The 23,297-nt window shown below is 53.0% G+C and carries 17 protein-coding genes; 12 read left to right on the top strand and 5 right to left on the bottom strand.

All coding sequences use genetic code 11. From position 1 onward, the window contains the following. Positions 1–9: 9 nt before the first annotated feature. From glyS to ACIPUG_RS12655, 6 genes are all read left to right on the top strand, one after another. Complete coding sequence (gene glyS, locus ACIPUG_RS12680) at positions 10–2,079, top strand: glycine--tRNA ligase subunit beta (RefSeq protein WP_010286430.1); 2,070 nt, start codon at positions 10–12, stop codon at positions 2,077–2,079. Between the two features lie 350 nt (positions 2,080–2,429). After that, positions 2,430–3,134 (top strand): DUF3053 domain-containing protein, encoded by a 705-nt coding sequence (locus tag ACIPUG_RS12675; protein ID WP_400338619.1) that lies wholly within the window; start codon positions 2,430–2,432, stop codon positions 3,132–3,134. A gap of 435 nt (positions 3,135–3,569) precedes the next feature. Continuing rightward, on the top strand, positions 3,570–5,477 hold the full coding sequence (locus ACIPUG_RS12670; RefSeq protein WP_039528032.1) for a PTS mannitol transporter subunit IICBA: 1,908 nt from the start codon (positions 3,570–3,572) through the stop codon (positions 5,475–5,477). A 61-nt stretch (positions 5,478–5,538) separates the two neighbouring features. Continuing rightward, on the top strand, positions 5,539–6,687 hold the full coding sequence (locus ACIPUG_RS12665; RefSeq protein ID WP_400338618.1) for a mannitol-1-phosphate 5-dehydrogenase: 1,149 nt from the start codon (positions 5,539–5,541) through the stop codon (positions 6,685–6,687). A gap of 116 nt (positions 6,688–6,803) precedes the next feature. Then, a complete protein-coding gene (locus ACIPUG_RS12660; protein ID WP_400338685.1) occupies positions 6,804–7,370 on the top strand; it encodes an MltR family transcriptional regulator in 567 nt (188 codons plus the stop codon). Positions 7,371–7,496: 126 nt separating this feature from the next. Next, positions 7,497–7,859 (top strand): YibL family ribosome-associated protein, encoded by a 363-nt coding sequence (locus ACIPUG_RS12655; protein ID WP_039279892.1) that lies wholly within the window; start codon positions 7,497–7,499, stop codon positions 7,857–7,859. A 95-nt stretch (positions 7,860–7,954) separates the two neighbouring features. Here ACIPUG_RS12655 and ACIPUG_RS12650 read toward each other — a convergent pair whose 3' ends face one another. From ACIPUG_RS12650 to fdhD, 3 genes are all read right to left on the bottom strand, one after another. Further along, a complete protein-coding gene (locus ACIPUG_RS12650; protein ID WP_400338617.1) occupies positions 7,955–9,847 on the bottom strand; it encodes a methyl-accepting chemotaxis protein in 1,893 nt (630 codons plus the stop codon). A gap of 299 nt (positions 9,848–10,146) precedes the next feature. After that, entirely contained in the window at positions 10,147–10,773 is a 627-nt protein-coding gene (sodA, locus tag ACIPUG_RS12645) for a superoxide dismutase [Mn] (RefSeq protein ID WP_010284182.1), read from the bottom strand. Between the two features lie 235 nt (positions 10,774–11,008). Then, positions 11,009–11,842 (bottom strand): formate dehydrogenase accessory sulfurtransferase FdhD, encoded by an 834-nt coding sequence (gene fdhD / locus ACIPUG_RS12640; protein WP_039284971.1) that lies wholly within the window; start codon positions 11,840–11,842, stop codon positions 11,009–11,011. A 343-nt stretch (positions 11,843–12,185) separates the two neighbouring features. Between fdhD and ACIPUG_RS12635 the strand changes: the two genes are divergently transcribed. Both ACIPUG_RS12635 and ACIPUG_RS12630 read left to right on the top strand, forming a co-directional pair. After that, positions 12,186–13,721, top strand: a complete 1,536-nt coding sequence (locus ACIPUG_RS12635; protein WP_039463456.1) for an aldehyde dehydrogenase family protein — start codon at positions 12,186–12,188, stop codon at positions 13,719–13,721. 227 nt (positions 13,722–13,948) lie between these two features. After that, positions 13,949–14,941 carry an acyltransferase gene (locus ACIPUG_RS12630; protein ID WP_400338615.1) on the top strand — a complete coding sequence of 331 codons (993 nt, stop codon included), beginning with the start codon at positions 13,949–13,951 and terminating at the stop codon, positions 14,939–14,941. A 9-nt stretch (positions 14,942–14,950) separates the two neighbouring features. Here ACIPUG_RS12630 and xylB read toward each other — a convergent pair whose 3' ends face one another. Further along, on the bottom strand, positions 14,951–16,408 hold the full coding sequence (gene xylB / locus ACIPUG_RS12625) for a xylulokinase (RefSeq protein WP_400338613.1): 1,458 nt from the start codon (positions 16,406–16,408) through the stop codon (positions 14,951–14,953). A gap of 62 nt (positions 16,409–16,470) precedes the next feature. Beyond that, positions 16,471–17,790, bottom strand: coding sequence for a xylose isomerase (gene xylA, locus ACIPUG_RS12620; protein WP_039463449.1), 1,320 nt, complete (start codon positions 17,788–17,790; stop codon positions 16,471–16,473). A 351-nt stretch (positions 17,791–18,141) separates the two neighbouring features. Between xylA and xylF the strand changes: the two genes are divergently transcribed. From xylF to xylR, 4 genes are all read left to right on the top strand, one after another. Continuing rightward, positions 18,142–19,137: a D-xylose ABC transporter substrate-binding protein gene (gene xylF, locus ACIPUG_RS12615; protein ID WP_039483224.1), complete on the top strand. Its 996-nt coding sequence runs from the start codon at positions 18,142–18,144 to the stop codon at positions 19,135–19,137. 120 nt (positions 19,138–19,257) lie between these two features. After that, complete coding sequence (locus tag ACIPUG_RS12610; RefSeq protein WP_400338683.1) at positions 19,258–20,799, top strand: xylose ABC transporter ATP-binding protein; 1,542 nt, start codon at positions 19,258–19,260, stop codon at positions 20,797–20,799. Positions 20,800–20,827: 28 nt separating this feature from the next. Next, positions 20,828–21,958: a xylose ABC transporter permease XylH gene (xylH, locus tag ACIPUG_RS12605; protein ID WP_219606105.1), complete on the top strand. Its 1,131-nt coding sequence runs from the start codon at positions 20,828–20,830 to the stop codon at positions 21,956–21,958. Between the two features lie 136 nt (positions 21,959–22,094). Then, positions 22,095–23,273, top strand: coding sequence for a D-xylose utilization transcriptional activator XylR (gene xylR / locus ACIPUG_RS12600; RefSeq protein ID WP_039498396.1), 1,179 nt, complete (start codon positions 22,095–22,097; stop codon positions 23,271–23,273). The last annotated feature ends 24 nt before the right edge of the window (positions 23,274–23,297 follow it).

Raw genomic sequence — 23,297 nt, 5'->3', positions numbered from 1 at the left:
GAGGCAGCGATGACTGACAAGACTTTTCTGGTGGAAATTGGCACGGAAGAGCTGCCGCCGAAGGCTCTCCGTAATCTGGCAGAATCTTTTGCCGCGAATTTCACGGCGGAGCTGGATGCCGCCAATCTGGCACACGGTGACGTAAGCTGGTTTGCCGCGCCGCGCCGTCTGGCGCTGAAAGTGGCACGCTTAAGCGCTTCTCAGCCCGATCGCGAAGTAGAAAAACGTGGTCCGGCGATCTCACAAGCGTTTGATGCGGAAGGCAAACCGACCAAAGCGGCAGAAGGCTGGGCGCGTGGCTGTGGTATTACCGTTGAGCAAGCTGAACGTTTGACGACCGACAAAGGCGAGTGGCTGCTGTATCGCGCCCACGCGAAAGGCGAACAGGCGCAGACACTGCTGGCTGGCATGGTAAGCACCGCATTATCGAAGCTGCCGATTCCAAAATTGATGCGCTGGAGCGACAAAGAAACGCAGTTTGTGCGTCCGGTGCACACGGTAACCATGCTGCTGGGTGAAGAACTGATCCCTGGTCAGGTATTGGGTATCGATTCCGCTCGTACTCTTCGCGGCCACCGCTTTATGGGTGAAGCTGAATTTACGATCGATAACGCCGAACAGTATCCGCAGATTCTGCTGGAGCGCGGTAAAGTCGTCGCCGACTACGATGCACGTAAAGCGAAAATCAAAGCCGATGCCGAAGAAGCCGCACGCAAGATTGGCGGTAATGCCGATCTGAGCGACAGCCTGCTGGAAGAAGTCACCTCGCTGGTGGAATGGCCAGTGGTGCTGACCGCGAAATTTGAAGAAAAATTCCTCGCTGTGCCGTCCGAAGCGCTGGTTTACACCATGAAAGGTGACCAGAAGTATTTCCCGGTTTACGACAACAGCGGCAATCTGCTGCCAAACTTCATCTTTGTTGCCAATATCGAATCCAAAGATCCACAGCAGATTATTTCCGGTAACGAAAAAGTGGTGCGCCCGCGTCTGGCTGACGCCGAATTCTTCTTCAATACCGACCGTAAGAAGCGTTTGGAAGATCACCTGCCGCGTCTGGAAACCGTCTTGTTCCAGCAGCAGTTAGGTTCATTGCGCGACAAAACTGACCGTATTCAGGCGCTGGCTGGCTGGGTTGCTGGTCAGATTGGTGCTGATGTGAATCACGCGACGCGCGCGGGTCTGCTGTCCAAGTGTGACCTGATGACCAACATGGTGTTCGAATTCACCGACACGCAGGGCGTGATGGGGATGCACTATGCGCGTCATGATGGCGAAGCGGAAGATGTTGCCGTGGCGTTGAATGAGCAGTATCAGCCGCGCTTTGCGGGTGACGAACTGCCGTCTTCTGCGGTGGCCTGTGCGCTGGCGATTGCCGACAAAATGGATTCGCTGGCAGGGATTTTTGGCATCGGCCAACACCCGAAAGGCGACAAAGACCCGTTTGCGCTGCGTCGTGCCGCCCTCGGTGTGCTGCGCATCATCGTCGAAAAACGTTTGCCGCTGGATTTGCAGACGCTGACCGAAGAAGCGGTGCGTTTGTATGGCGATAAGCTGTCTAATGCCAAGGTTGTGGATGACGTGATTGAGTTTATGCTCGGTCGCTTCCGTGCCTGGTATCAGGAAGAAGGCCATAGCGTGGATACCATTCAGGCGGTATTAGCGCGTCGTCCGACCCGTCCGGCTGATTTCGATGCCCGCGTGAAAGCCGTCAGCCACTTCCGTTCGCTGGATGCTGCCGCGGCGCTGGCAGCGGCTAACAAGCGCGTTTCCAACATTCTGGCGAAGTCTACCGATACGCTGAACGAGAGCGTCAACGCTGCCGTATTGAAAGACGCGGCGGAAATTACGCTGGCAACGCATCTTGTCGTGCTGCGCGACAAACTGACGCCGCTGTTTGCTGAAGGCCGCTATCAGGAAGCGTTGGTTGAGCTGGCCTCACTGCGTGAGCCTGTCGATGCGTTCTTCGATCAGGTGATGGTCATGGCGGAAGATGAGCAGGTTCGAGTGAACCGCCTGACGCTGCTGAGCCAACTGCGCGAACTGTTCTTGCAGGTTGCGGATATTTCCGTCCTGCAATAACGACAATAGCGTTACGTCATCCCAACCCCCGAGCCGGTTCGCCCGTTCGGGGGTTATTTTTTTCCGCGCCGCAAAGCGTCCCGCCTCACCCCGCGGTATCGATTCGTATCGATCCGTATCGACTGACGGCTCCGTTGGTAAAACCCTATCGTCGCTCCGTGTATCCCGATGCTTAAACAATCGGTATTCGTTGTCAGACCTGGCCTTTTTCTGCACAGCCAGCCCGATTCGACTATGCTTATGTCGTAGAAAATCTTGTCATGGAAAATCCGTCGTCAGCGTGTTTTTGTTTGAATAAAGCACGGCTGGCGGGGCAGTAAGCGTAACAGGAGTAGGGAATGAGAAGGCTGATGACGTACCGTTCACGCTGGCTGCTGCCAGTTCTGGTTATTCTGGCGGCATTGCAGCTGGCTGCCTGTGGTGACAGCGAAGCCGATCAGCGGAAGGCATTCGTTGCGTTCCTGCAAAGCGTGCAGTCGCAGCAGGATGGGAAATTGCCGACGTTGACGGAAGAGCAGAAGAAGAATTTTGGCAATTTCACTAACGATTACGAGATCTTAACCACCTTTTCTCAGCAGTTTAATCAGGCGGTGTCTGGCAGCTTGACGCCGATGTTGGGGCAAATTTCCCGTATTCGTGTTCCTAAAGACTATCTGACGCAGCGTGATGATCTTCGCCAATCCATCGGGGCAATGAACCTGTTGAGCCAGCATGTGCAGGCGGCGAAAGTGCAGGCGGACAACGCCCATCGGCTGCTAAAACAGCCCGAAGAAGTGCAAATACCCTATGAGCGGTTGTATGCACGCACGGTAATACAGCCTACCAATGCGCTGTTACCTGCCATTCCGAATGCGATTGCCTTCGCACAGAGCCTGATCCAGATCGGCGATTTCCTTCAGGCTCAGGGCGATCAGGCGGTGTTTAATGGCGCGTCTGTGCAATTCCGTACGCCGCAACAGGTGGCGCAATATAACAGCATGGTGGCAGCGTTACCGCTACAGCAGCAGAATTTAATGAATGCGCTTAGAGGAATAACTGGCGTGAACTATCCCTAACTGCGTCGTGCCCTGACGCTTTAACGATGCGATATGGCAGAGAGGCATTCTGGATAAGATGCGTGTGGCTGGTGAGAGGGTGAAAATAAATTGTGATTAACATCACATAAATAAAACAAATACAGACCTGTAAAATGTGATTCAAATCACATATAAGGCGCGGTGTTTGTCTAAAAATCTGTTTAGTTTTTCATTTTTAACGGTTTTTTGTGAAGTAAATCACCTATTTGTATCGTTGATGTAGGGGGGTTGTGTGATTTTTGTCACGTTACCGCCATGGAGTTGCGGTATGAAAACAGCGTGTTAGAGTCCGCGCTGCATACAGTAATAATGACGGAAGTCTTCTTGTGGTAATCGGTGTTTTATTGCCACGACGTCTCACGATAATTACCACGCGCTCTTATTGTCAGCGCGTTTCAATAGGGGTGTGTTTTTATGCTTTCACCAGATATTAAGATCAAGGTGCAAAACTTTGGTCGCTTCCTCAGTAATATGGTGATGCCCAACATTGGCGCATTTATCGCCTGGGGTATTATTACCGCGCTGTTTATCCCTACTGGCTGGTTCCCCAATGCAACATTGGCGAAACTCGTCGGTCCGATGATTACCTATTTGCTGCCATTGCTGATTGGTTATACCGGCGGACGTCTGGTATTCGGTGAGCGTGGCGGTGTGGTGGGTGCGATTACGACGATGGGTGTGATCGTCGGGACCGATATCCCGATGTTCCTCGGCGCTATGATTGTGGGCCCGTTGGGCGGCTGGGCGATCAAACGTTTTGACCGCATGGTCGACGGTAAAATCAAGAGCGGCTTTGAAATGCTGGTCAACAACTTCTCTGCCGGTATCATCGGTATGTTGTTGGCAATCCTGTCGTTTTTGGCGATTGGTCCGCTGGTTGAAGTCTTCTCTCAGGTGCTGGCTTCCGGCGTTAACCTGATGGTACAGAACAACCTGCTGCCGTTTACGTCTATCTTCGTTGAACCGGCGAAAATTCTGTTCCTGAACAACGCCATTAACCACGGTATCTTCTCACCGCTGGGCATTCAGCAGGCGACGGAAACGGGCAAATCTATTTTCTTCCTGATCGAAGCGAACCCAGGCCCGGGTATGGGCGTGCTGATGGCGTACATGTTCTTCGGTCGTGGTAACGCGAAAGAATCAGCACCGGGTGCGGCGATTATCCACTTCCTAGGCGGGATTCACGAAATCTACTTCCCTTATGTGCTGATGAATCCGCGTCTGATTATTGCGGTGATTCTGGGCGGGATGACTGGCGTGTTTACGCTGAGCGTGCTGGGCGGCGGTTTGGTTTCTCCTGCGTCTCCGGGTTCCATTCTGGCGGTGCTGGCGATGACGCCAAAAGGCGCTTACTTCGCTAACCTTGCAGCTATTGCAGCGGCTTTCGCGGTGTCCTTTATCGTGTCGGCGATTCTGCTGAAAAGCACCAAGCAAAAAGAAGAAGACCTGAGCGACGCAACGCGCCGCATGCAGGAAATGAAAGCGTCTTCTAAAGGTACGGCGACTAACGCGGGTATCAGCGGTGATATGAGCACCGTGCGTAAAATCATCGTAGCGTGTGACGCCGGTATGGGTTCCAGCGCGATGGGTGCTGGTGTGCTGCGCAAGAAAGTTCAGGATGCCGGGCTAACCAACATTTCGGTGACGAACAGCGCGATCAATAGTCTGCCGGACGATGTCGATCTGGTGATTACGCACCGCGACCTGACCGAACGTGCGATGCGTCATGCGCCGCAGGCACAGCACATTTCGCTGACCAACTTCCTTGATAGCGGTCTGTATAGCGATCTGGTGGCGCGTCTTACCGCAGCACAGGGTGCCGTGAAGTCTGAAGCCGCCGCGACGCCAGCACCTGCTGTCGCCGACGCACAGACTAACCTGTTCCAGCTGGGTGCAGGCAATGTGTTCCTGAATCAGCATGCGACAGACAAAGAGCAGGCAATCCGTTTCGCCGGTGAGCAACTGGTGAAAGGCGGCTATGTCGAGCCTGCGTATGTTGAAGCGATGCTGGAACGTGAAAAGCTGACCTCCACCTATCTGGGCGAATCGATTGCCGTGCCGCACGGTACGATTGAAGCGAAAGATCGCGTGCTGAAAACGGGCGTTGTCTTCTGCCAATATCCCGAAGGCGTTCGCTTTGGCGATGAAGAAGATGAGGTTGCGCGTCTGGTTATCGGTATTGCTGCGCGCAACAACGAACATATTCAGGTCATCACCAGTCTGACCAACGCGCTGGATGATGATGCCGTCATTGAACGTCTGGCACAGACCCAAGATGTTCAGGAAGTACTCGACTTACTCTCCGGTAAAAAGAGTGCCTAATTAATGTGGCTAGGGCCGCCTACGGGCGGCCTCTTTTTATGTTTTTTTAAGGTTATGTCTCATGAAAGCATTACACTTTGGCGCGGGTAATATTGGCCGTGGGTTTATTGGGAAATTGTTGGCCGATGCCAACGTCGAACTGACATTCGCTGACGTCAATCAGCCGCTGTTGGATGCCCTGAACAGCCGTACAAGCTATACGGTGCGGATAGTCGGCGATAACACGCAGGTTGATACCGTGAGCAACGTTAGCGCCGTTCACAGCGGCAGCCAGGATGCCGTCGCACTGATTGCCGTGGCCGATCTGGTGACAACTGCTGTGGGGCCGCAGATTCTGGAAAAAATCGCCGGAACTATCGCTCAGGGGCTGGTTAAGCGTCATAACGACGGCAATACCCGGCCGTTGAACATTATTGCCTGTGAAAATATGGTGCGTGGCACCAGCCAGTTAAAACAGCATGTGTTGAAACTGCTGCCGGAAGGCCATCAGGAATGGGTGGTTGAGCACGTGGGATTCGTGGATTCCGCCGTGGATCGCATCGTTCCTCCTTCCGAAGCCGGCAGCGACGATGTGCTGGCGGTGACGGTAGAAACCTTCAGCGAATGGATTGTCGATAAAACCCAGTTCTGCGGTGAGCCGCCAGCGATTCCCGGCATGGAACTGACCGACAACCTGATGGCGTTTGTCGAGCGTAAGCTCTTTACGCTGAATACTGGCCATGCGATTACGGCCTACCTCGGCCAGCAGGCGCGTCACCAGACGATCCGCGATGCGATTCTCGACCCGAAAGTCAGAGCCGTGGTCAAAGGCGCAATGGAAGAGAGCGGCGCGGTACTCATCAAACGCTACGGTTTTGATGCGGAGAAGCACGCGGCCTATATCAACAAGATTCTCAGCCGCTTTGAAAACCCGTATCTGCACGATGACGTAGAGCGCGTTGGTCGTCAGCCGCTGCGCAAGCTGAGCGCAGGCGACCGTTTGATCAAGCCGCTGCTCGGCACGCTGGAATACCATTTGCCACATGACAACCTGATTACCGGCATTGCTGCCGCGATGCATTATCGCAGTGAACAGGATCCGCAGGCGCTGGAACTGGCTGAGTTAATCCGTACTCAGGGGCCGCAGGCGGCGCTGGTGCAGATTTCTGGTCTGGATGCTGACAGCGAGGTTGTCGCGCAAGCAGTGAATGTGTATAACGCCATGCAGTAATCGGCGTATCTCGTCATCAGGCAGGTGTGGTCTTTTCGACACGGTGTAAGGTATACGGGCGACGTCGGGGATAGGATGTCGCCACACCTGCCGGTAAGCATGCTGCCGAGATGGGGATGCTGCGGGCGGGGTTAAAGGGTCGAGAAGTGACGATGGAAGAAACACAGGCGTTTGAAAACCGGGTTCTGGAAGCGCTGAACTCAGGGAAGACCGTGCGCGACTTTATGCTCTGCGCTGTTGAGCTGTTAGCTGAAGCGGTCAGTATCCTGATGTTGCAGGTGTTCCGTAAAGATGACTATGCGGTGAAATATGCCGTTGAACCCCTGATGACGGGAACGGGCCCGCTGGGTGACCTTTCCGTGCGCCTGAAACTGATTTATGGCCTGGGAATGATCAGCCGTAAAGAGTACGAAGATGCGGAACTGTTAATGGCGCTGGGCGAAGAGCTGGCACACGACGATCGGCATTACCGTTTTACCGATGATGAGATTCTGGGGCCTATCGGCGAGCTGCACTGCGTTGCGGCGTTGCCTACAGAACCCGCTTTGCCGCCGGGGGCAGACGACGCCGATCCGCTTTTGGTGAGTATGCAGCGGCAACGTTATCAGCAGATGGTGCGATCCACGCTGGTACTATCCCTGACCACATTGATTGCGCAAATCAGTCTGAAAAAGGCGTTTTAATCCCACTCCGCTATATTACGTCACTGCGTCATGTCAGGCGGTTCCCGCCTTCACGCAACTCGAATTATTTAGCGTATAGTGTATGCTGTGCCCCGCATTATTCTCCCGTTATATAGGTTATCTTTTATGAAAGAGCAGGAAAAAGCAGAGATCAAGCGCCTTAGCGACCAACTGGATAAGCTGACGCGTAAGCAGACCACACTGCTGGAACAAGGCGATGCTGAAGCAATCGCCCTCAATCTGGAGGCCTGCGAGAAGCTAACGGCTGAAATCGAGCGCCTGCGTAACGTGAGAGAACAGAAGCTCAGCAAAGAAGCACAGAAACTGGCGAACCTGCCTTTCAAACGTGCGATTACTAAAAAAGAGCAAGCTGATATGGGGACGTTGAAGAAAAGCGTTCGCGGTTTGGTGGTGGTGCACCCGATGACGGCACTGGGGCGCGAGATGGGTTTAAAAGAGATGACAGGCTTCGCGCCGAAACCGTTCTGAGGTTTCTTCTCTGCGCAGACCGATGCTGGTGATGGATTCGTTGATGAAGCCCCTGTTTAACAGGGGCTTTGTCGTTTTTGGTACGGTTGTTGATATTAGCGCGGCGCGTGCAGACGATGCGTTTGGTCGGCAAACGCGATACCCGCTGGGGTGTCATCATGCTGCGTGTTTGCCAAACGGAAGACGGAAACCGCCTGCTTCAGCAGTCTTGCCTGCTCTTCCAGCGAGTCGGCAGCGGCAGAGGATTGTTCAACCAGTGCGGCGTTCTGCTGTGTGGTGCTGTCCATCTCAACAATCGCCTGGCTAACCTGGCTGATTCCGCGGCTTTGCTCATCCGATGCGGTAGCAATTTCACCCATGATGTCATGCACCTGCGTGATAGAGGTGACGATATCATTCATCGTTTTACCGGCATTGCCAACCAGCGTCGCTCCGCGTGATACCTGAGTAACCGATTCAGAGATCAGGCCTTCGATTTCCTTCGCGGCCTGAGAACTGCGCTGGGCAAGACTACGGACTTCGCTGGCAACCACGGCAAAGCCACGGCCTTGTTCACCGGCGCGGGCGGCTTCCACCGCGGCGTTCAATGCCAGAATGTTGGTCTGGAAGGCGATGCTGTTGATGACAGACGTGATTTCCGCGATACGCTTAGAACTGCTCTCAATCGCTGTCATAGTTTGCACCACGTTATTCACCTGCTCACCGCCTTGTTTTGCGGTTTGAGATGCGCTGATTGCCAGCTTGTTCGCGTGGTGTGCGTTATCTGCGTTTTGCTTAACCGTCGCAGTGAGTTGCTCCATGCTGGCGGCGGTTTGCTCAACGGCAGCGGCCTGCTGCTCGGTACGCGATGACAGGTCCGTGTTACCCGCGACGATCTCGCTGGACGCGTTAGAAATCTGGCTGACGCCGACGCGAATGTCATCGATCATATTGTGCAGGTTGTCATTCATTTTCGACATCGCACTCATCAACTGACCCAGCTCATCTTTACGCGTCGTGTTGATGGACATGGTGAGATCGCCTGTCGCGATTTTCTCAGCCATATTCAATGTGTTGCCAAGCGGTGTGGTGATCTGACGTGAAATGAACCAGGAAATCAGCAGACCAAGTAGTAGTGTAATCAGCGCAGCGATACTCATTTGCAATGTGGCACTGCGAATGTCTTCCTGCGATGCCGCCAACTGATCGCTGAGCAATCCTTTAACAACGCTGTTCAGCTGTTCGGCAACCCCCCGCATTTGCCCCGCCTGCGCCATTTCCTCCTCATAGGCCGGCATATAGGCCAGGACCTGCTCTTCATAATTGTTCATTATTGCCAGAACGGGAGACAGTGTTTCACGCTGTTCGGCAGACAGGCTTTGATACAGGAAGGTCAATGACGTTTGTGCTGCGTTGATGGCATCCGTCAGCTTTTCTTCAGATTCTTTATTGGTAGACAGTAATAACCCACGAACGTGGTAGCGGACGGCAATCAGTTTTTGGTTCAGATCAGAAAGTAATAATTGAAGAGTAGTGCTGTTGTTGTCCGCCTTTAATTGATCGTTGAGCTGTTCTAGCGGTTTTTCTGTTGTTGAGATATTCCAGCTTTTTCTGACGGCATCCTTTTTTCCCACTGCATTAATATAATTACTTTGTTTTTCCTGATAGCTGGTAATTAATGCTGGGATGCTGGCTATTTTCTTGGCATCGCTTTCTGGCCAGTGAAATTCTTTCGCTTTTTCAGCGAGTTTACTCACATTGGCAATGTGCTCAACGTTCTTTTTTATATCATCAGGATTATAGGTGGTGCCGTATAATGCGCGGTAATATTTAGCCTGGTTAATTTCATCATTAATATCGTTGCTTAAATTAACCTTATTAATACTGTCTTTCAGCGAGCCAATATGCATAATGCCCGCACCGGCAATCACCATGGTCATCAGCAGAATCAGGAAAAAGCCTAAGCCTAATTTTTTACCGACTTTTAGATTGTCAAAATTCATAGCCATCACATCCCACCACTATATCGTATTGAGTCGAATTCACTATCCTGATGCACACTTGCTTAGCGGTGTTAGCATCTCGGATTACCGCTTACCAAGCTTATCCCTGCAAAACAACCTGATAAAAACCCGCAGTAGATATCGGCACTTTACTCTGAAACTTTATGCGCCAACGAGCGAGGGTAGCCAGCGTACATGCGGCTCGACGTCCAGGGAGGGATAATAAAAAACTGGAATAACAGACTGTTATTCCAGTTTATATTCAAACGCAGAAGAGGCCTGATGGTATCCGGCACTCAGCGGTTTTATTTTTTCGCGCTAGCGAAACGGGCAGCGGCTTCGTCCCAGTTCAATACGTTCCAGAATGCTTTAGCATAAGCTGGACGAAGGTTCTGATATTTCAGGTAGTAAGCGTGTTCCCATACGTCCAGACCGACGATTGGGTAGCCAGACGCACCAGAAACGGCTTCACCCATCAGCGGGCTGTCTTGGTTTGCAGTAGACACAACGGCCAGTTTACCGTCGTCTTTCAGTACCAGCCACGCCCAGCCAGAACCGAAGCGGGTTGCTGCTGCTTGCTCAAATTTCTCTTTAAACGCGTCAACGCTACCGAAATCACGCTCGATGGCGGCTTTCAGATCGCCAGTCAGCGTCGTGCCGACTTTCAGGCCTTTCCAGAACAGGCTGTGGTTAACGTGGCCACCCGCGTTGTTACGCAGTGCCGTTCTTTTTTCCGCAGGAACTTTATCCAGTTGAGCGATCAGCTCTTCAGCAGACAATTTAGCCAGTTCAGGCAGAGATTCCAGCGCGGCGTTAGCATTATTGACGTAAGCCTGATGGTGTTTGGAATGGTGAATTTCCATCGTTTCTTTGTCGAAATGCGGTTCCAGTGCGTCATAAGCATAAGGCAGCGATGGCAGTGAATAACTCATGTTTAGCATCTCCATGGTAAAAAAAATGTTACGGCACTGTGTTGTTAGTACCGCGTAAGCAATACCTTCATTATAGTTAATTAAATGATATTGAAAATGATTATTCTCGAATGGGTGGCATGAATCAGATTGCTTTACTTCATGATAACAAACGCTTATGTCGTTATTGCACTATGTAAAAACAAATTAATCTATGCCCATCGCCTGCAAAACGCCGCTGCTCTAGCGGTGTCTCTTACGCGCTCAGACGCTGCGGATGTGTGTAGATAGTCGCATGTCCCGGCCGACAAAAACCGACCAGCGTCAGGTTGCAGCGCTGCGCGACCTCCACAGCCAGCGAGGTCGCCGCTGAGACAGCAAACAGGATTTCCACTCCGCACATGGCGGATTTTTGGACCATCTCATAGCTGGCCCGGCTGGAAACCAGTGCAGCGCCTTGCTGCCACCCCTGTTTCGCTCGGGTACCCAGCAGTTTATCCAGCGCGACATGGCGGCCGACGTCTTCGCTTCCCCCGGACAGCGTGCCGTCTGGCGCGACCCAGCTTGCGGCGTGAGTACAGCCTGTCACTTGACCGATCTTCTGCACATCGCGCAGCCGCACCAGCGCGTTTTCAAGTTTGCTAAGGGAAAATGTCTGCGTGAAGGGCAGAGGGGCGAGCGGTTTGCCGATTTCCGCGAGTTGCTCTACGCCACATACGCCGCAGCCTGTGCGGCCATCCATCGCCCGGCGGCGTTCTTTTAGCCCTGCGAAGCGTCGGCTCGAAAGCTCAATCTGTACTTCGATACCATTACAGGCGGCTTGTACATCAATGCCGTAGATATCAGCCGGTGATTGAATAATGCCTTCAGATAAGGAAAATCCGAGAGCAAACTGTTCCAGTTCCTTCGGTGAGGCCATCATGACGACATGCGATATGCCGTTATAAACCAACGCAACAGGCACCTCTTCCGCCAGCCAGTCAGACTGTGGCTGCTGCAGCGAATCGGGATGATAGACTGAATGTTGCGTTGCGCCTTCAAGGGCGGCATCCGCTGGTAAATGAACCCCTTCCACCTGAAATACCTGCATGTTAGTAACCCTGGAAATTAAAAGTATTATACCCGTCATACTTCAAGTTGCATGTGCGTTGGCTGAGCTAAGTCACCCGAATCACTTACCTGAGTAAGCTCATCGGGATGCCTTCTTTTGCCGCCTGCCTGAAACTCGAATTATTTAGGGTATACCTCACTGTGCCTGAAGGGATGCGACTTTTTCTCGCAAGAAACTGTGCGTCAACTCGAAGAGTTGCCTTCTTCTCTGGCCGAATCCTGTCGCTAACTCCATACCCCGTATAGGCTTAATTTAACTGCTTACTGTTTGCCTCTTTTTCACTGCGGCATGGCCGCTCATCCGGAAATGAAAGGAGACTGAAATGGCGCACGATAATCTCGAAGGCCGATCCGCATCTGGCGAATATGGCTCTCTCAATCTGAAAAAACGCTATGACAATTTTATCGGCGGAGCCTGGGTTCCACCTGATGCTGGTCAGTATTTTGTCAATTTGACGCCAGTAACTGGCCAACCGCTGTGTGAAGTGGCGAGTTCGTCAACGCGAGATATTGACCACGCGCTGGATGCCGCTCACAAGGCAAAAGCGGAATGGGGTGGCCTGTCGGTGCAGGAACGCGCGTTGGTGCTTAACCGAATCGCCGACCGGATGGATCAAAATCTTGAGCTGCTGGCGCAGGTGGAAACCTGGGATAACGGTAAACCGATACGCGAAACCAGCGGGGCGGATGTGCCGCTGGCGATTGACCACTTCCGCTATTTCGCAGCCTGTATCCGCGCGCAAGAAGGGGGGATTAGCGAAATTGACGGCGATACCGTGGCCTATCATTTTCATGAGCCTCTCGGCGTTGTCGGGCAAATTATTCCCTGGAATTTCCCGCTGCTAATGGCCTGTTGGAAGATGGCACCCGCGCTGGCCGCCGGCAACTGTATTGTGCTGAAACCCGCTAAACTGACGCCGATGTCGGTGTTAATTTTGATGGAACTGATTCAGGATCTGCTGCCGCCAGGCGTCATTAATGTCGTTAATGGGTCGGGCAGCGAAATTGGTGAATATCTGGCGACGTCGAAACGCGTTGCGAAAGTGGCATTCACCGGATCGACCGAGGTAGGCCAGCAGATCATGAGCTATGCGGCGCAGAACGTGACGCCGGTAACGCTGGAGCTGGGCGGTAAATCGCCGAACATCTTCTTTGCCGATGTGATGGACAAGGAAGACAGCTTCTTTGACAAAGTGCTCGAGGGCTTCACGCTGTTTGCCTTCAATCAGGGCGAGGTCTGCACCTGTCCGAGCCGCGCGCTGGTGCAGGAATCTATCTACGATCGCTTTATGGAACGGGCAATCAAGCGCGTTGAGGCTATCCGCATCGGTAACCCGCTGGATAGCAAAACCATGATGGGCGCGCAGGTATCTGCAGGTCAGCTTGACACCATCCTTAACTATATTGATATCGGTAAGAAAGAGGGCGCACGCGTGCTCACGGGCGGTCAGCGCAAGGCGATGCCGAGCGGGCTGGCGGAAGGATACTATCTGGAGCCGACGATCTTGTTCGGTAAAAATAGTATGCGCGTCTTCCAGGAGGAAATTTTTGGACCGGTGCTGGCGGTCACGACCTTCAAAACGATGGATGACGCACTGGAGATCGCCAACGATACGGAATACGGTCTGGGGGCTGGCGTGTGGAGCCGTAACGGCAATATTGCTTACCGGATGGGGCGCGGTATTCAGGCCGGACGTGTCTGGACCAACTGTTATCACGCCTATCCGGCGCATGCGGCATTTGGGGGGTATAAGCAGTCCGGTATCGGGCGTGAAAACCATAAAATGATGCTGGAACACTATCAGCAAACCAAGTGCCTGTTGGTGAGCTACTCTGATAAGCCGATGGGACTGTTCTGATTCACGAACGCCGTGCTGTTCTTGCCTTTTCTGGTGAGTACGCATGGCGTTAATCCATATGGTTTGCCTGCATTAATCCGTCCTTATCACTCAGATTTACCCGATTGTTGATAGCTGATCATTGATAGTTGCTGGTTGCTGGTTGCTGGTTGTTAATAATCGATTGTGCCAGCGTTTAACAACGGCTACGCTGTTTTGAATAGCGCTTTGCTTTCAAGAGGTTGTGCATGACGGATAAGATCGGCTGGATTGATAACCTGCGGGCGTTGGCCTGCATGATGGTCGTTCTGATTCATAGCACAACGTACTATATTACGGCGGGTGGCACGCCGGGCGACGGGCACTGGGATGTGGCGAATATCCTGAATTCTGCCTCGCGCGTCTGCGTTCCGCTGTTTTTCATGATCTCGGGCTATTTATTCTTTGGTGAACGTCGCGCGGGGAAGAAACATTTTCTGCGTATCGGCTTATGTCTGCTTTTCTACAGTACGGTCGCGCTGATCTATATTGCGACGCTCACGCCGATTAATGGCCTGAATTCATTGCATCATGCACTGCAAAAACCGATCTTTTATCACTTATGGTTTTTCTACGCGATTATCGTGATTTATCTACTCTCTCCACTTATTACTATTAAGCCAGTATCGGGTAAATATTTAGCCGTCTTGATTATCTTGCTGGCCGTTTTCGCTAACCCCAATACGGGACGAGTGGAATTTGAAGGATTTAAATTACTGCCCGTGAATCTCTATATTTACGGCGATACGTTTTACTATGTGCTGTACGCCGCGCTGGGGCGTGCGCTGGGCATGCTGGAAGTACCAAAGAAAGTTGTGCTAGCCGCTATCCCCTTCTTCATTGCGTGTGTCGCGTTGATTGCGATGGGAACGAAGCACCACACATTACTGAACGATACGTTCACCCAGACATTTTACATCTACTGTGGCCCGCTGGTGTTTCTTGCTGCGGTCAGCCTTCTGGTGGTGTTTAAGCATTACGGAAGCCAGCGGATTTTACCGGGCTTCGCCACCATTTCGCGCCACTCGCTGGCGATTTACGGTTTCCACGCGCTGATCATTCACTATCTGCGTACGCATGATGTGATGCTGCCATCCCACCCGGTTCTCGACATCTTCTCTGTTTTCGCCATCGCGCTGGGGGCCAGCCTGCTGCTTTCGATGGCGTTACAGAAAATCGATGTGCGTCGCTGGGTGAGTTGACGATTGGTGCTACATCAGCGGACTAAGCTGCTGGTAGAGCGCTTTAAATGTACGCCTCCGTTCGGCATAGTTGGCGTGACGCTGGGGATCCGGTTGATGAATTTGTTCCAGCGGTAGCGGCGGCAGGAGTGCTGCCAGTGGCGTATGCGGATGCATGGCGATTTGCGCCAGACGTGCGGCACCCAGCGCAGGGCCGACATCCCCTCCCGTGCGGTATTCCAGCGTTTGACCGCTGATATCCGCCAGCATTTGCCGCCAGTAGGCGCTACGTGCGCCGCCGCCAATCAGCGTAATACTATCGGGCTTGAGCCCCGTCATATGCAGTGCATCCATGCCGTCGGCAAGCGCAAAGCCCACCCCTTCCAATACCGCTTTTGCCAGTTCCGGGCGTCCGTGCTGATGGGTGAGCCCCCAGAATGCGCCTTTGGCATCGGGATTGTTGTGCGGCGTGCGTTCGCCGGAAAGATAAGGCAAGAACCACACTGGTGTTATCGTGTCATCGGCTGGTGTCGAGGCGATTTCCTGCAGCAGCGCGGGAACGCTCTCCGCGTGCGTCAGACGGGCGACCCAGTCGAGGCAGGATGCGGCGCTTAACATCACGGACATCAGGTGCCAGGTATTCGGCAGCGCGTGGCAGAAACTGTGGACGGCATGCTGCGGATTGCTAAGAAAGCCATCGCTGACGGCGAAGTAAACGCCGGATGTGCCGAGAGACAGCATCGCCTGACCCGTTTGATACAGCCCGACGCCAATTGCACCTGCTGCGTTATCCCCACCGCCAGCAATGACGGGGACGGGATCCATGCCCCAGCGGCTGGCGATGTCAGCTCGCAGATAGCCGGTAATCTGGCTGCCTTCATACAGCGTGGGCATATGCTTGCGGCTCAGCGCGCAGGCTTCCAGCAGGGTATCGCTCCAGTCTCGTTTGGCAACGTCTAGCCAAAGCGTTCCAGCCGCATCGGACATATCGCTGGCAAATTCCCCCGTCAGACGCCAGCGGAGATAGTCTTTCGGCAGCAGAACTTTATCGATTTGGCGGAAGATCTCACTTTCGTTTTCTTGCACCCACTTCAGTTTGGGCGCGGTAAAGCCCGGCATCATCAGGTTGCCGGTAATCTGACGCGATGTTGGTACCTGTTGTTCCAGCGTTCGGCATTGGGCTGCGCTACGTCCGTCATTCCAGAGGATCGCGGGTCGCAGCACATTCTGACGTGCATCCAGCAAGGTCGCCCCGTGCATTTGCCCGGTCAGCCCCAGCGCTTTCACGGCACGAAGGCTATGTGCTGCCGCCAACCCGTGTAGTGCTTGATCGGTTGCCTGCCACCAGTCTTCAGGCGCTTGCTCCGACCAGAGCGGATGCGGACGGGAAATGCTCAGTGCGGCGCTATGGCTGGCAACCACCTTGCCTGCTTCATCCAGCAGGATGGCTTTCACACCGGAAGTACCCAGATCAATACCGATATACATAGTGGCTCCTGATAAGCCCCTGCGACAGGGTTTAGTCTGTCGCAGGAGGTGAGCGTACTGTTTTAGCCAAATAGGTGGCGGTTAACCAGATTTTCCAGCAATTCCTGCTGGCCACTCTGGTGCTGCGGTGCCAGTTGATGGCTTTCCGCATACCGAGCAAGCGATTCCAGCGAGGCTTTACCTTGCAGGATTTGCTGACCCAGTTCCCCGTTCCAGCCTGCATAGCGTTTAGCGACTAGCTGATTGAGCTTATCATCTTCAATCATTCTGGCGGCAGCCTTGAGCGCCAGTGCCATCGTATCCATCGCGCCGATATGCGCATGGAAAAGGTCATAGCGATCGGTACTCTGGCGGCGAACTTTGGCATCAAAGTTCAGGCCACCCGTTGTGAAGCCACCCGCTTTGAGAATTTCGTACATGATCAGCGTGTTCTCTTCCACGCTGTTAGGGAACTGATCGGTGTCCCAGCCGAGCTGCGGATCGCCGCGGTTTGCATCGACAGATCCGAAAATGCCTAGCGCGACAGCGGTGGCGATTTCATGATGGAAGGAATGGCCTGCCAGCGTAGCGTGGTTGGCTTCAACGTTGACTTTAATCTCTTTTTCCAGCCCAAACTGCTTCAGGAAGCCATAAACGGTGGCGACATCATAATCGTATTGATGTTTGGTCGGTTCCTGCGGCTTCGGTTCAATGAGCAGCGTGCCCTGAAAGCCGATTTTGTGTTTATGCTCGACGACCATCTGCATGAAGCGGCCGATCTGTTCACGTTCCTGACGCAGGTCGGTATTGAGCAGGGTTTCATATCCCTCACGCCCGCCCCACAGCACATAGTTTTCGCCCCCCAGTTTTTGGGTCGCGTTCATGGCGGTGAACACCTGCGTGGCGGCCCATGCAAAGACGTCTGGGTCAGGATTGGTCGCCGCGCCTGCGCCGTAGCGGGGATGGGTGAAGCAGTTGGCGGTGCCCCACAGCAGCTTCACACCGCTATCCTGTTGTTTTTCTGCCAGTACATCAGTAATGACCGCAAAGTTATGCAGATACTCTTTCAGTGAGTTCCCTTCCGGTGCCACATCGACGTCATGAAAGCAGTAGTAAGGCACGCTGAGCTTTTGAAAAAATTCGAATGCGATATCCGCCTTGCGCTTCGCCAGCTCCAGTGCATCACCTGACTGCTGCCACGGCCGGGCAAAAGATCCGACGCCGAACATATCCGCGCCGTTCCAGCAGAACGTATGCCAATACGCGACGGCAAAACGCAAGTGGTCCGCCATACGTTTACCGAGTATTTCCTGATCGGGGTTGTAGTGACGAAAGGCGAAGGAATTGTTGCTTTGGCTACCTTCATAACGGACTTTTTCGATCTGTTCAAAATAGGCTTGCATCGTTAACTCCTTAGAAACCACCCAGACGGAAGAGACGGGAATGGGATTAATTTTCGGAGTGGATGAAGGTTTCCTCAATTACGTTATTTCACACTGAAATTCAGAGAATTATTAAATGTGCGCTGTGTCGCAAAAATAAGGGCTTTTACTCTGAATACGCTTCGCAATAGGTAACAAAATGAAAATGTGACTCGACAATAAAATATGACCCGTATCAAAAAACGGAAATTAAACCAAAAAACATAATTGGAGGATAAAAATCTGTAATTGATGGAGGGATGTTTAGCGACAATACTTTGCTGGCGATTGGAGTCTTAGGCCCTGCATCTTAAATAAAAAAGGTACTCTATGATGAAAGTTAACCATTTTTTACTCTCAGCTTGTGCCGTATTCATTCTTGCTTGTCAGCCCGGATTCGCGAAGGACGTTAAAATAGGTATGGCGATTGATGACTTGCGTCTCGAACGCTGGCAGAAAGATCGCGATCTTTTTGTTGAGCAAGCCAAAAAGCAGGGTGCTGATGTTTTTGTTCAATCAGCAAACGGCAATGAAGCGACGCAAATTTCTCAAATAGAAAACATGATCAATCGCGGTGTCGATGTATTAGTGATTATTCCTTATAACGGTCAGGTACTTGGTAATGTTATTGCGGAAGCAAAACGTGAGGGAATAAAAGTGCTTGCTTACGATCGCATGATTAATAATGCGGACGTGGATTTTTATATTTCATTTGATAATGAGAAGGTTGGAGAACTGCAGGCGAAATATCTCGTCGATAAGGTGCCTGGCGGGAACTATTTCTTAATGGGAGGCTCACCGGTCGATAATAATGCGAAGCTGTTTCGTCAGGGGCAAATGAAAGTGCTCACGCCGTTGATCGAAAGTGGGAAAATAAAAGTGGTCGGCGATCAGTGGGTTGATGCCTGGCTACCAGAGAATGCGCTGAAAATTATGGAAAATGCGCTAACGGCGAACAGCAATAAGATTGATGCGGTTGTGGCATCGAACGATGCTACGGCGGGCGGGGCGATTCAGGCGCTTGCCGCACAGGGATTGGCAGGGAAAGTGGCGATTTCCGGTCAGGATGCCGATCTGGCAGCAATCAAACGCATTGTGGCAGGCACGCAAACCATGACGGTCTATAAACCGATCAGCAAGCTGGCGAAAGACGCCGCAGATATCGCCGTGGCGCTCGGTTCCGATAAAGCCCCGGAATCCAACGCTAAATTAAACAATGGGCTGAAAGACATTCCTTCCTTCTTACTGACTCCTATTCCCGTCGATAAATCCAATATCGATTCCACCGTTATTGCCGATGGCTTCCACAAAAAAGCGGATGTGTATTAACGCACTCCACCGCCAATAGATTTCAGGATGTAGGAAAGAAGTTTACGGGCCACGACATAACGTTGTGGCTCGCCACTGTCGCAGGCGAGGCCTGAGACACCTGAATCACGGAGGCCAATGATGCCGCATCTGTTGGAAATGAAAAACATCACCAAGGCGTTTGGCGCGGTGAAAGCCGTAGACAACGTTAGCCTGATGCTGGACGCGGGTCAGGTCTTGTCACTGTGTGGCGAGAATGGCTCAGGGAAATCCACCTTAATGAAGGTGCTGTGTGGCATTTATCCGTATGGCAGCTATGACGGGCAGATCGTGTTCTCTAGTGATGAGCTACGTGCCAACCATATTCGCGATACGGAACAAAAGGGCATCGCGATCATTCATCAGGAACTGGCGCTAGTGAAAGAGATGACGGTGCTGGAGAACCTCTTTTTGGGCAATGAGTGGGCGCGTTTTGGCGTGATGGATTACGACAATATGTATCTCCGCTGCCAGCGCATGCTGGAGCAGGTCAAGCTGGCTGTCGACCCGAATACCAAAGTGGGTGAGCTTGGATTAGGTCAGCAGCAACTGGTGGAAATCGCCAAAGCGCTGAACAAGCAGGTACGTCTGCTGGTGTTGGATGAGCCAACGGCCTCATTGACCGAGCGGGAAACCGCAATCCTGCTGGAGATCATTCAGGATCTGCGCGATCACGGTATTGCCTGCATCTATATCTCGCACAAGCTTAACGAAGTTAAAGCCATTTCCGATGTGATTTGTGTGATTCGCGATGGGAAGCCGATTGGTACGCGTCCGGCTGCCGAGCTGAGCGAGGACCAGATCATTGCCATGATGGTGGGGCGTGAACTGACGGAGCTTTATCCCAATGAACCGCATGTTATTGGTGAAGAAGTGCTGCGCGTAGAACACCTGACCGCCTGGCACCCTGTGAATCGCCACATTCGTCGGGTGGATGATGTCTCGTTTGCTCTACACCGAGGCGAAATTCTCGGCATTGCCGGGCTGGTTGGATCAGGGCGTACGGAGACGGTGCAGTGCCTGTTTGGTGCCTATCACGGTCATTGGCAGGGCGACATCTTTATTGACGGTAAGCCAGTGACCATCAGCAATTGCCAACAGGCGATGGCGCAAAGCATTGCGATGGTGCCGGAGGATCGTAAGAAGGACGGCATCGTTCCGGTGATGAGCGTGGCGCAGAACATGACGCTGGCGGCACTCGACCAATTCACAGGGTCGTTTTCCATGCTGGATGATGCCCGTGAGCAGGACATCATCCGGCAGTCGCTCGCGAATCTGAAAGTGAAAACCTCCAGCCCAGAGCTGGCGATTGCCCGGTTAAGCGGCGGCAACCAGCAAAAAGCGGTGCTGGCAAAGTGTCTGCTGTTGAATCCCCGCATTCTGATTCTCGATGAACCCACGCGCGGCATCGACATCGGTGCTAAATACGAAATTTATAAGCTCATTAATGCGCTGGTAAAACAGCACATTGCCGTCATTGTCATTTCTTCTGAATTGCCCGAAGTGCTGGGGTTGAGCGATCGGGTTTTGGTGATGCATCAGGGGCGGATCAAAGCGGATTTGGTCAATCGTGATTTAACCCAGGAACAGGTTATGGAAGCTGCATTGAGGAGTGAACATCGTGCTGAAAACATCGCAGTCTGAACAACAACATATCGCGGGCTCTGCCTCGATGCTGCAACGGTTGAAAAGCATCAATCTTCAGGTCTACGTGATGATTGCCGCCATCATCGCCATCATGCTCTTTTTCACCTACATGACCGACGGGGCGTATCTCAGCGCACGTAACCTCTCCAACCTGCTGAGGCAAACGGCGATCACCGGCATTCTGGCGGTCGGTATGGTGTTTGTCATTATCTCCGCCGAAATCGATCTGTCGGTCGGTTCGATGATGGGGCTATTGGGCGGTGCGGCGGCGATTTTTGATGTCTGGTTTGGCTGGCCCTTGCCGTTGACCATCGTTGTGACGCTCGCGCTGGGATTATTGCTGGGGGCGTGGAATGGCTGGTGGGTCGCCTACCGGAAAGTCCCTTCTTTTATCGTGACGCTGGCGGGGATGCTGGCTTTTCGCGGCATTCTGATCGGCATCACTAATGGGACCACGGTTTCCCCGACCAGCGAGGCGATGTCGCAGATTGGGCAAAGCTATCTGCCTTCCGGTATGGGTTTTATGTTCGGTGCCATCGGACTAATGGTGTTTATTGCCTGGCAGTGGCGTCGGCGCAGTAGCCGCGCCCGATTAGGGTTACCGGTAAATCCACCTGCAGGCGATATTGGCCGTCAGACATTTACGGCACTGGTGGTGCTGGGCGCGATTTATCTGCTGAATGACTATCGCGGTGTGCCAACGCCGGTTCTGGTGCTGACGCTGTTGATGCTGGGCGGCATTTTTCTGGCGACGCGAACCGCATTTGGCCGCCGCATCTATGCTGTGGGCGGGAATATCGATGCTGCCCGCCTATCGGGCGTGAATGTCGAGCGCACCAAAATGGCGGTGTTCGCGATTAACGGCCTGATGGTCGCGGTTGCCGGGCTGATTCTCAGTTCACGACTGGGGGCGGGGTCGCCATCCGCCGGGAACATTGCCGAGCTGGATGCGATTGCTGCCTGCGTGATTGGCGGCACCAGTCTGGCTGGCGGCATTGGTAGCGTCGCGGGTGCGGTGATGGGGGCATTTATCATGGCGTCGCTGGATAACGGGATGAGCATGCTCGATGTGCCGACGTTCTGGCAATACGTCGTAAAAGGCGGAATCCTGCTGTTGGCGGTGTGGATGGATACCGCAACAAAGCGGCGCGTATGATGCGACGTCGAGTCTGCGAAGGAAATACGTGGCGGCTCGCAATAATCAGCAAATTATTTTGGCCTCTTGGGGCGCTGTGCTATTCAAGGAAGAAGAATTTATTCAAGGAACTTGCGATTAATGAGCGCCAACTGCCATGTTTGAAAAACGCTATCGCATCACGCTGCTGTTCAACGCCAATAAAGTGTATGACCGTCAGGTGGTTGAAGGCGTTGGCGAGTATTTACAGGCTTCCCAGTGTGACTGGGACATCTTCATTGAAGAGGATTTCCGTTGCCGCATTGATAACATCAAAGAGTGGCTGGGCGACGGCGTGATTGCCGATTTTGACGATGGCGAGATCAGGCGGCTGCTACAGGATGTGAATGTTCCGCTGGTGGGTGTGGGCGGTTCCTACCATCAGCCCGAGGATTATCCGCCCGTGCATTATATCGCGACAGATAATTATGCACTGGTGGAAAGCGCGTTTATGCACCTCAAAGAGAAAGGGCTGAACCGCTTTGCTTTTTATGGCCTGCCGGCATCGGGCGGGAAAGGCTGGGCGCAGGAACGGGAGCATGCTTTCCGGCAGTTGGTTGCGGCAGAAAAGTATCAGGGCGTGGTGTATCAGGGAATGGAAACCTCGCCGGATAACTGGCAATACGCGCAAAATCGGCTGGCTGATTGGGTGCAGGGGTTACCACCGCAGACGGGGATTATTGCGGTGACGGATTCCCGCGCGCGCCATCTGTTGCAGGTCTGCGAACACCTGAATATTGCCGTACCGGAAAAGCTGTGCGTCATCGGGATCGATAACGAAGATCTGATTCGCTACCTTTCACGCGTTGCGCTCTCGTCAGTGGCGCAGGGTACGCGCCAAATGGGGTATCGCGCAGCGAAACTGCTGCACCAACTGCTGTTGAATCAGGCCGATGTGCCGCTGCAACGTATTTTAGTGCCGCCGGTTCGGGTGGTTGGACGTCGCTCAACGGATTATCGCTCTGTGCACGATCCTGCCGTTATTCAGGCGATGCACTTTATCCGCTATCACGCTTGCAAAGGGATTAAGGTTGAGCAGGTACTGGATGCAGTAGGGATTTCCCGCTCGAATCTGGAAAAACGCTTCAAAGACGAAGTCGGCCAGACCATTCACGGCATGATTCATGAGGAGAAGCTGGATCGGGCGCGTAACTTGCTGATATCGACCTCGCTCTCGATTGGTGAGATCTCGTTGATGTGTGGCTATCCTTCGCTGCCCTATTTCTATGCCGTCTTTAAGAAAGGGTATGACATCACGCCGAAAGAGTACCGCGAGCGTTATGGGGAAGGTTATTAAGGCTATCCATAAAAGAAGGTCATG

This window comes from Pectobacterium sp. CHL-2024, assembly GCF_044751765.1.
Taxonomy (GTDB): domain Bacteria; phylum Pseudomonadota; class Gammaproteobacteria; order Enterobacterales; family Enterobacteriaceae; genus Pectobacterium; species Pectobacterium brasiliense.
This window is presented reverse-complemented; position numbering and strand designations above follow the sequence as displayed.

Excerpts from the sequence above, each read along its gene's own strand:
- ACIPUG_RS12675 (WP_400338619.1), top strand. The coding sequence starts at position 2,430 with ATGACGTACCGTTCACGCTGGCTGCTGCCAGTTCTGGTTATTCTGGCG.
- fdhD (WP_039284971.1), bottom strand. The coding sequence starts at position 11,842 with ATGCAGGTATTTCAGGTGGAAGGGGTTCATTTACCAGCGGATGCCGCC.
- ACIPUG_RS12610 (WP_400338683.1), top strand. The coding sequence starts at position 19,258 with ATGCCGCATCTGTTGGAAATGAAAAACATCACCAAGGCGTTTGGCGCG.
- ACIPUG_RS12635 (WP_039463456.1), top strand. The coding sequence starts at position 12,186 with ATGGCGCACGATAATCTCGAAGGCCGATCCGCATCTGGCGAATATGGC.
- ACIPUG_RS12660 (WP_400338685.1), top strand. The coding sequence starts at position 6,804 with ATGCTGCGGGCGGGGTTAAAGGGTCGAGAAGTGACGATGGAAGAAACA.
- ACIPUG_RS12630 (WP_400338615.1), top strand. The coding sequence starts at position 13,949 with ATGACGGATAAGATCGGCTGGATTGATAACCTGCGGGCGTTGGCCTGC.
- ACIPUG_RS12670 (WP_039528032.1), top strand. The coding sequence starts at position 3,570 with ATGCTTTCACCAGATATTAAGATCAAGGTGCAAAACTTTGGTCGCTTC.
- xylR (WP_039498396.1), top strand. The coding sequence starts at position 22,095 with ATGTTTGAAAAACGCTATCGCATCACGCTGCTGTTCAACGCCAATAAA.
- ACIPUG_RS12665 (WP_400338618.1), top strand. The coding sequence starts at position 5,539 with ATGAAAGCATTACACTTTGGCGCGGGTAATATTGGCCGTGGGTTTATT.
- glyS (WP_010286430.1), top strand. The coding sequence starts at position 10 with ATGACTGACAAGACTTTTCTGGTGGAAATTGGCACGGAAGAGCTGCCG.
- xylA (WP_039463449.1), bottom strand. The coding sequence starts at position 17,790 with ATGCAAGCCTATTTTGAACAGATCGAAAAAGTCCGTTATGAAGGTAGC.
- xylB (WP_400338613.1), bottom strand. The coding sequence starts at position 16,408 with ATGTATATCGGTATTGATCTGGGTACTTCCGGTGTGAAAGCCATCCTG.
- ACIPUG_RS12655 (WP_039279892.1), top strand. The coding sequence starts at position 7,497 with ATGAAAGAGCAGGAAAAAGCAGAGATCAAGCGCCTTAGCGACCAACTG.
- sodA (WP_010284182.1), bottom strand. The coding sequence starts at position 10,773 with ATGAGTTATTCACTGCCATCGCTGCCTTATGCTTATGACGCACTGGAA.
- ACIPUG_RS12650 (WP_400338617.1), bottom strand. The coding sequence starts at position 9,847 with ATGGCTATGAATTTTGACAATCTAAAAGTCGGTAAAAAATTAGGCTTA.
- xylF (WP_039483224.1), top strand. The coding sequence starts at position 18,142 with ATGAAAGTTAACCATTTTTTACTCTCAGCTTGTGCCGTATTCATTCTT.
- xylH (WP_219606105.1), top strand. The coding sequence starts at position 20,828 with ATGCTGCAACGGTTGAAAAGCATCAATCTTCAGGTCTACGTGATGATT.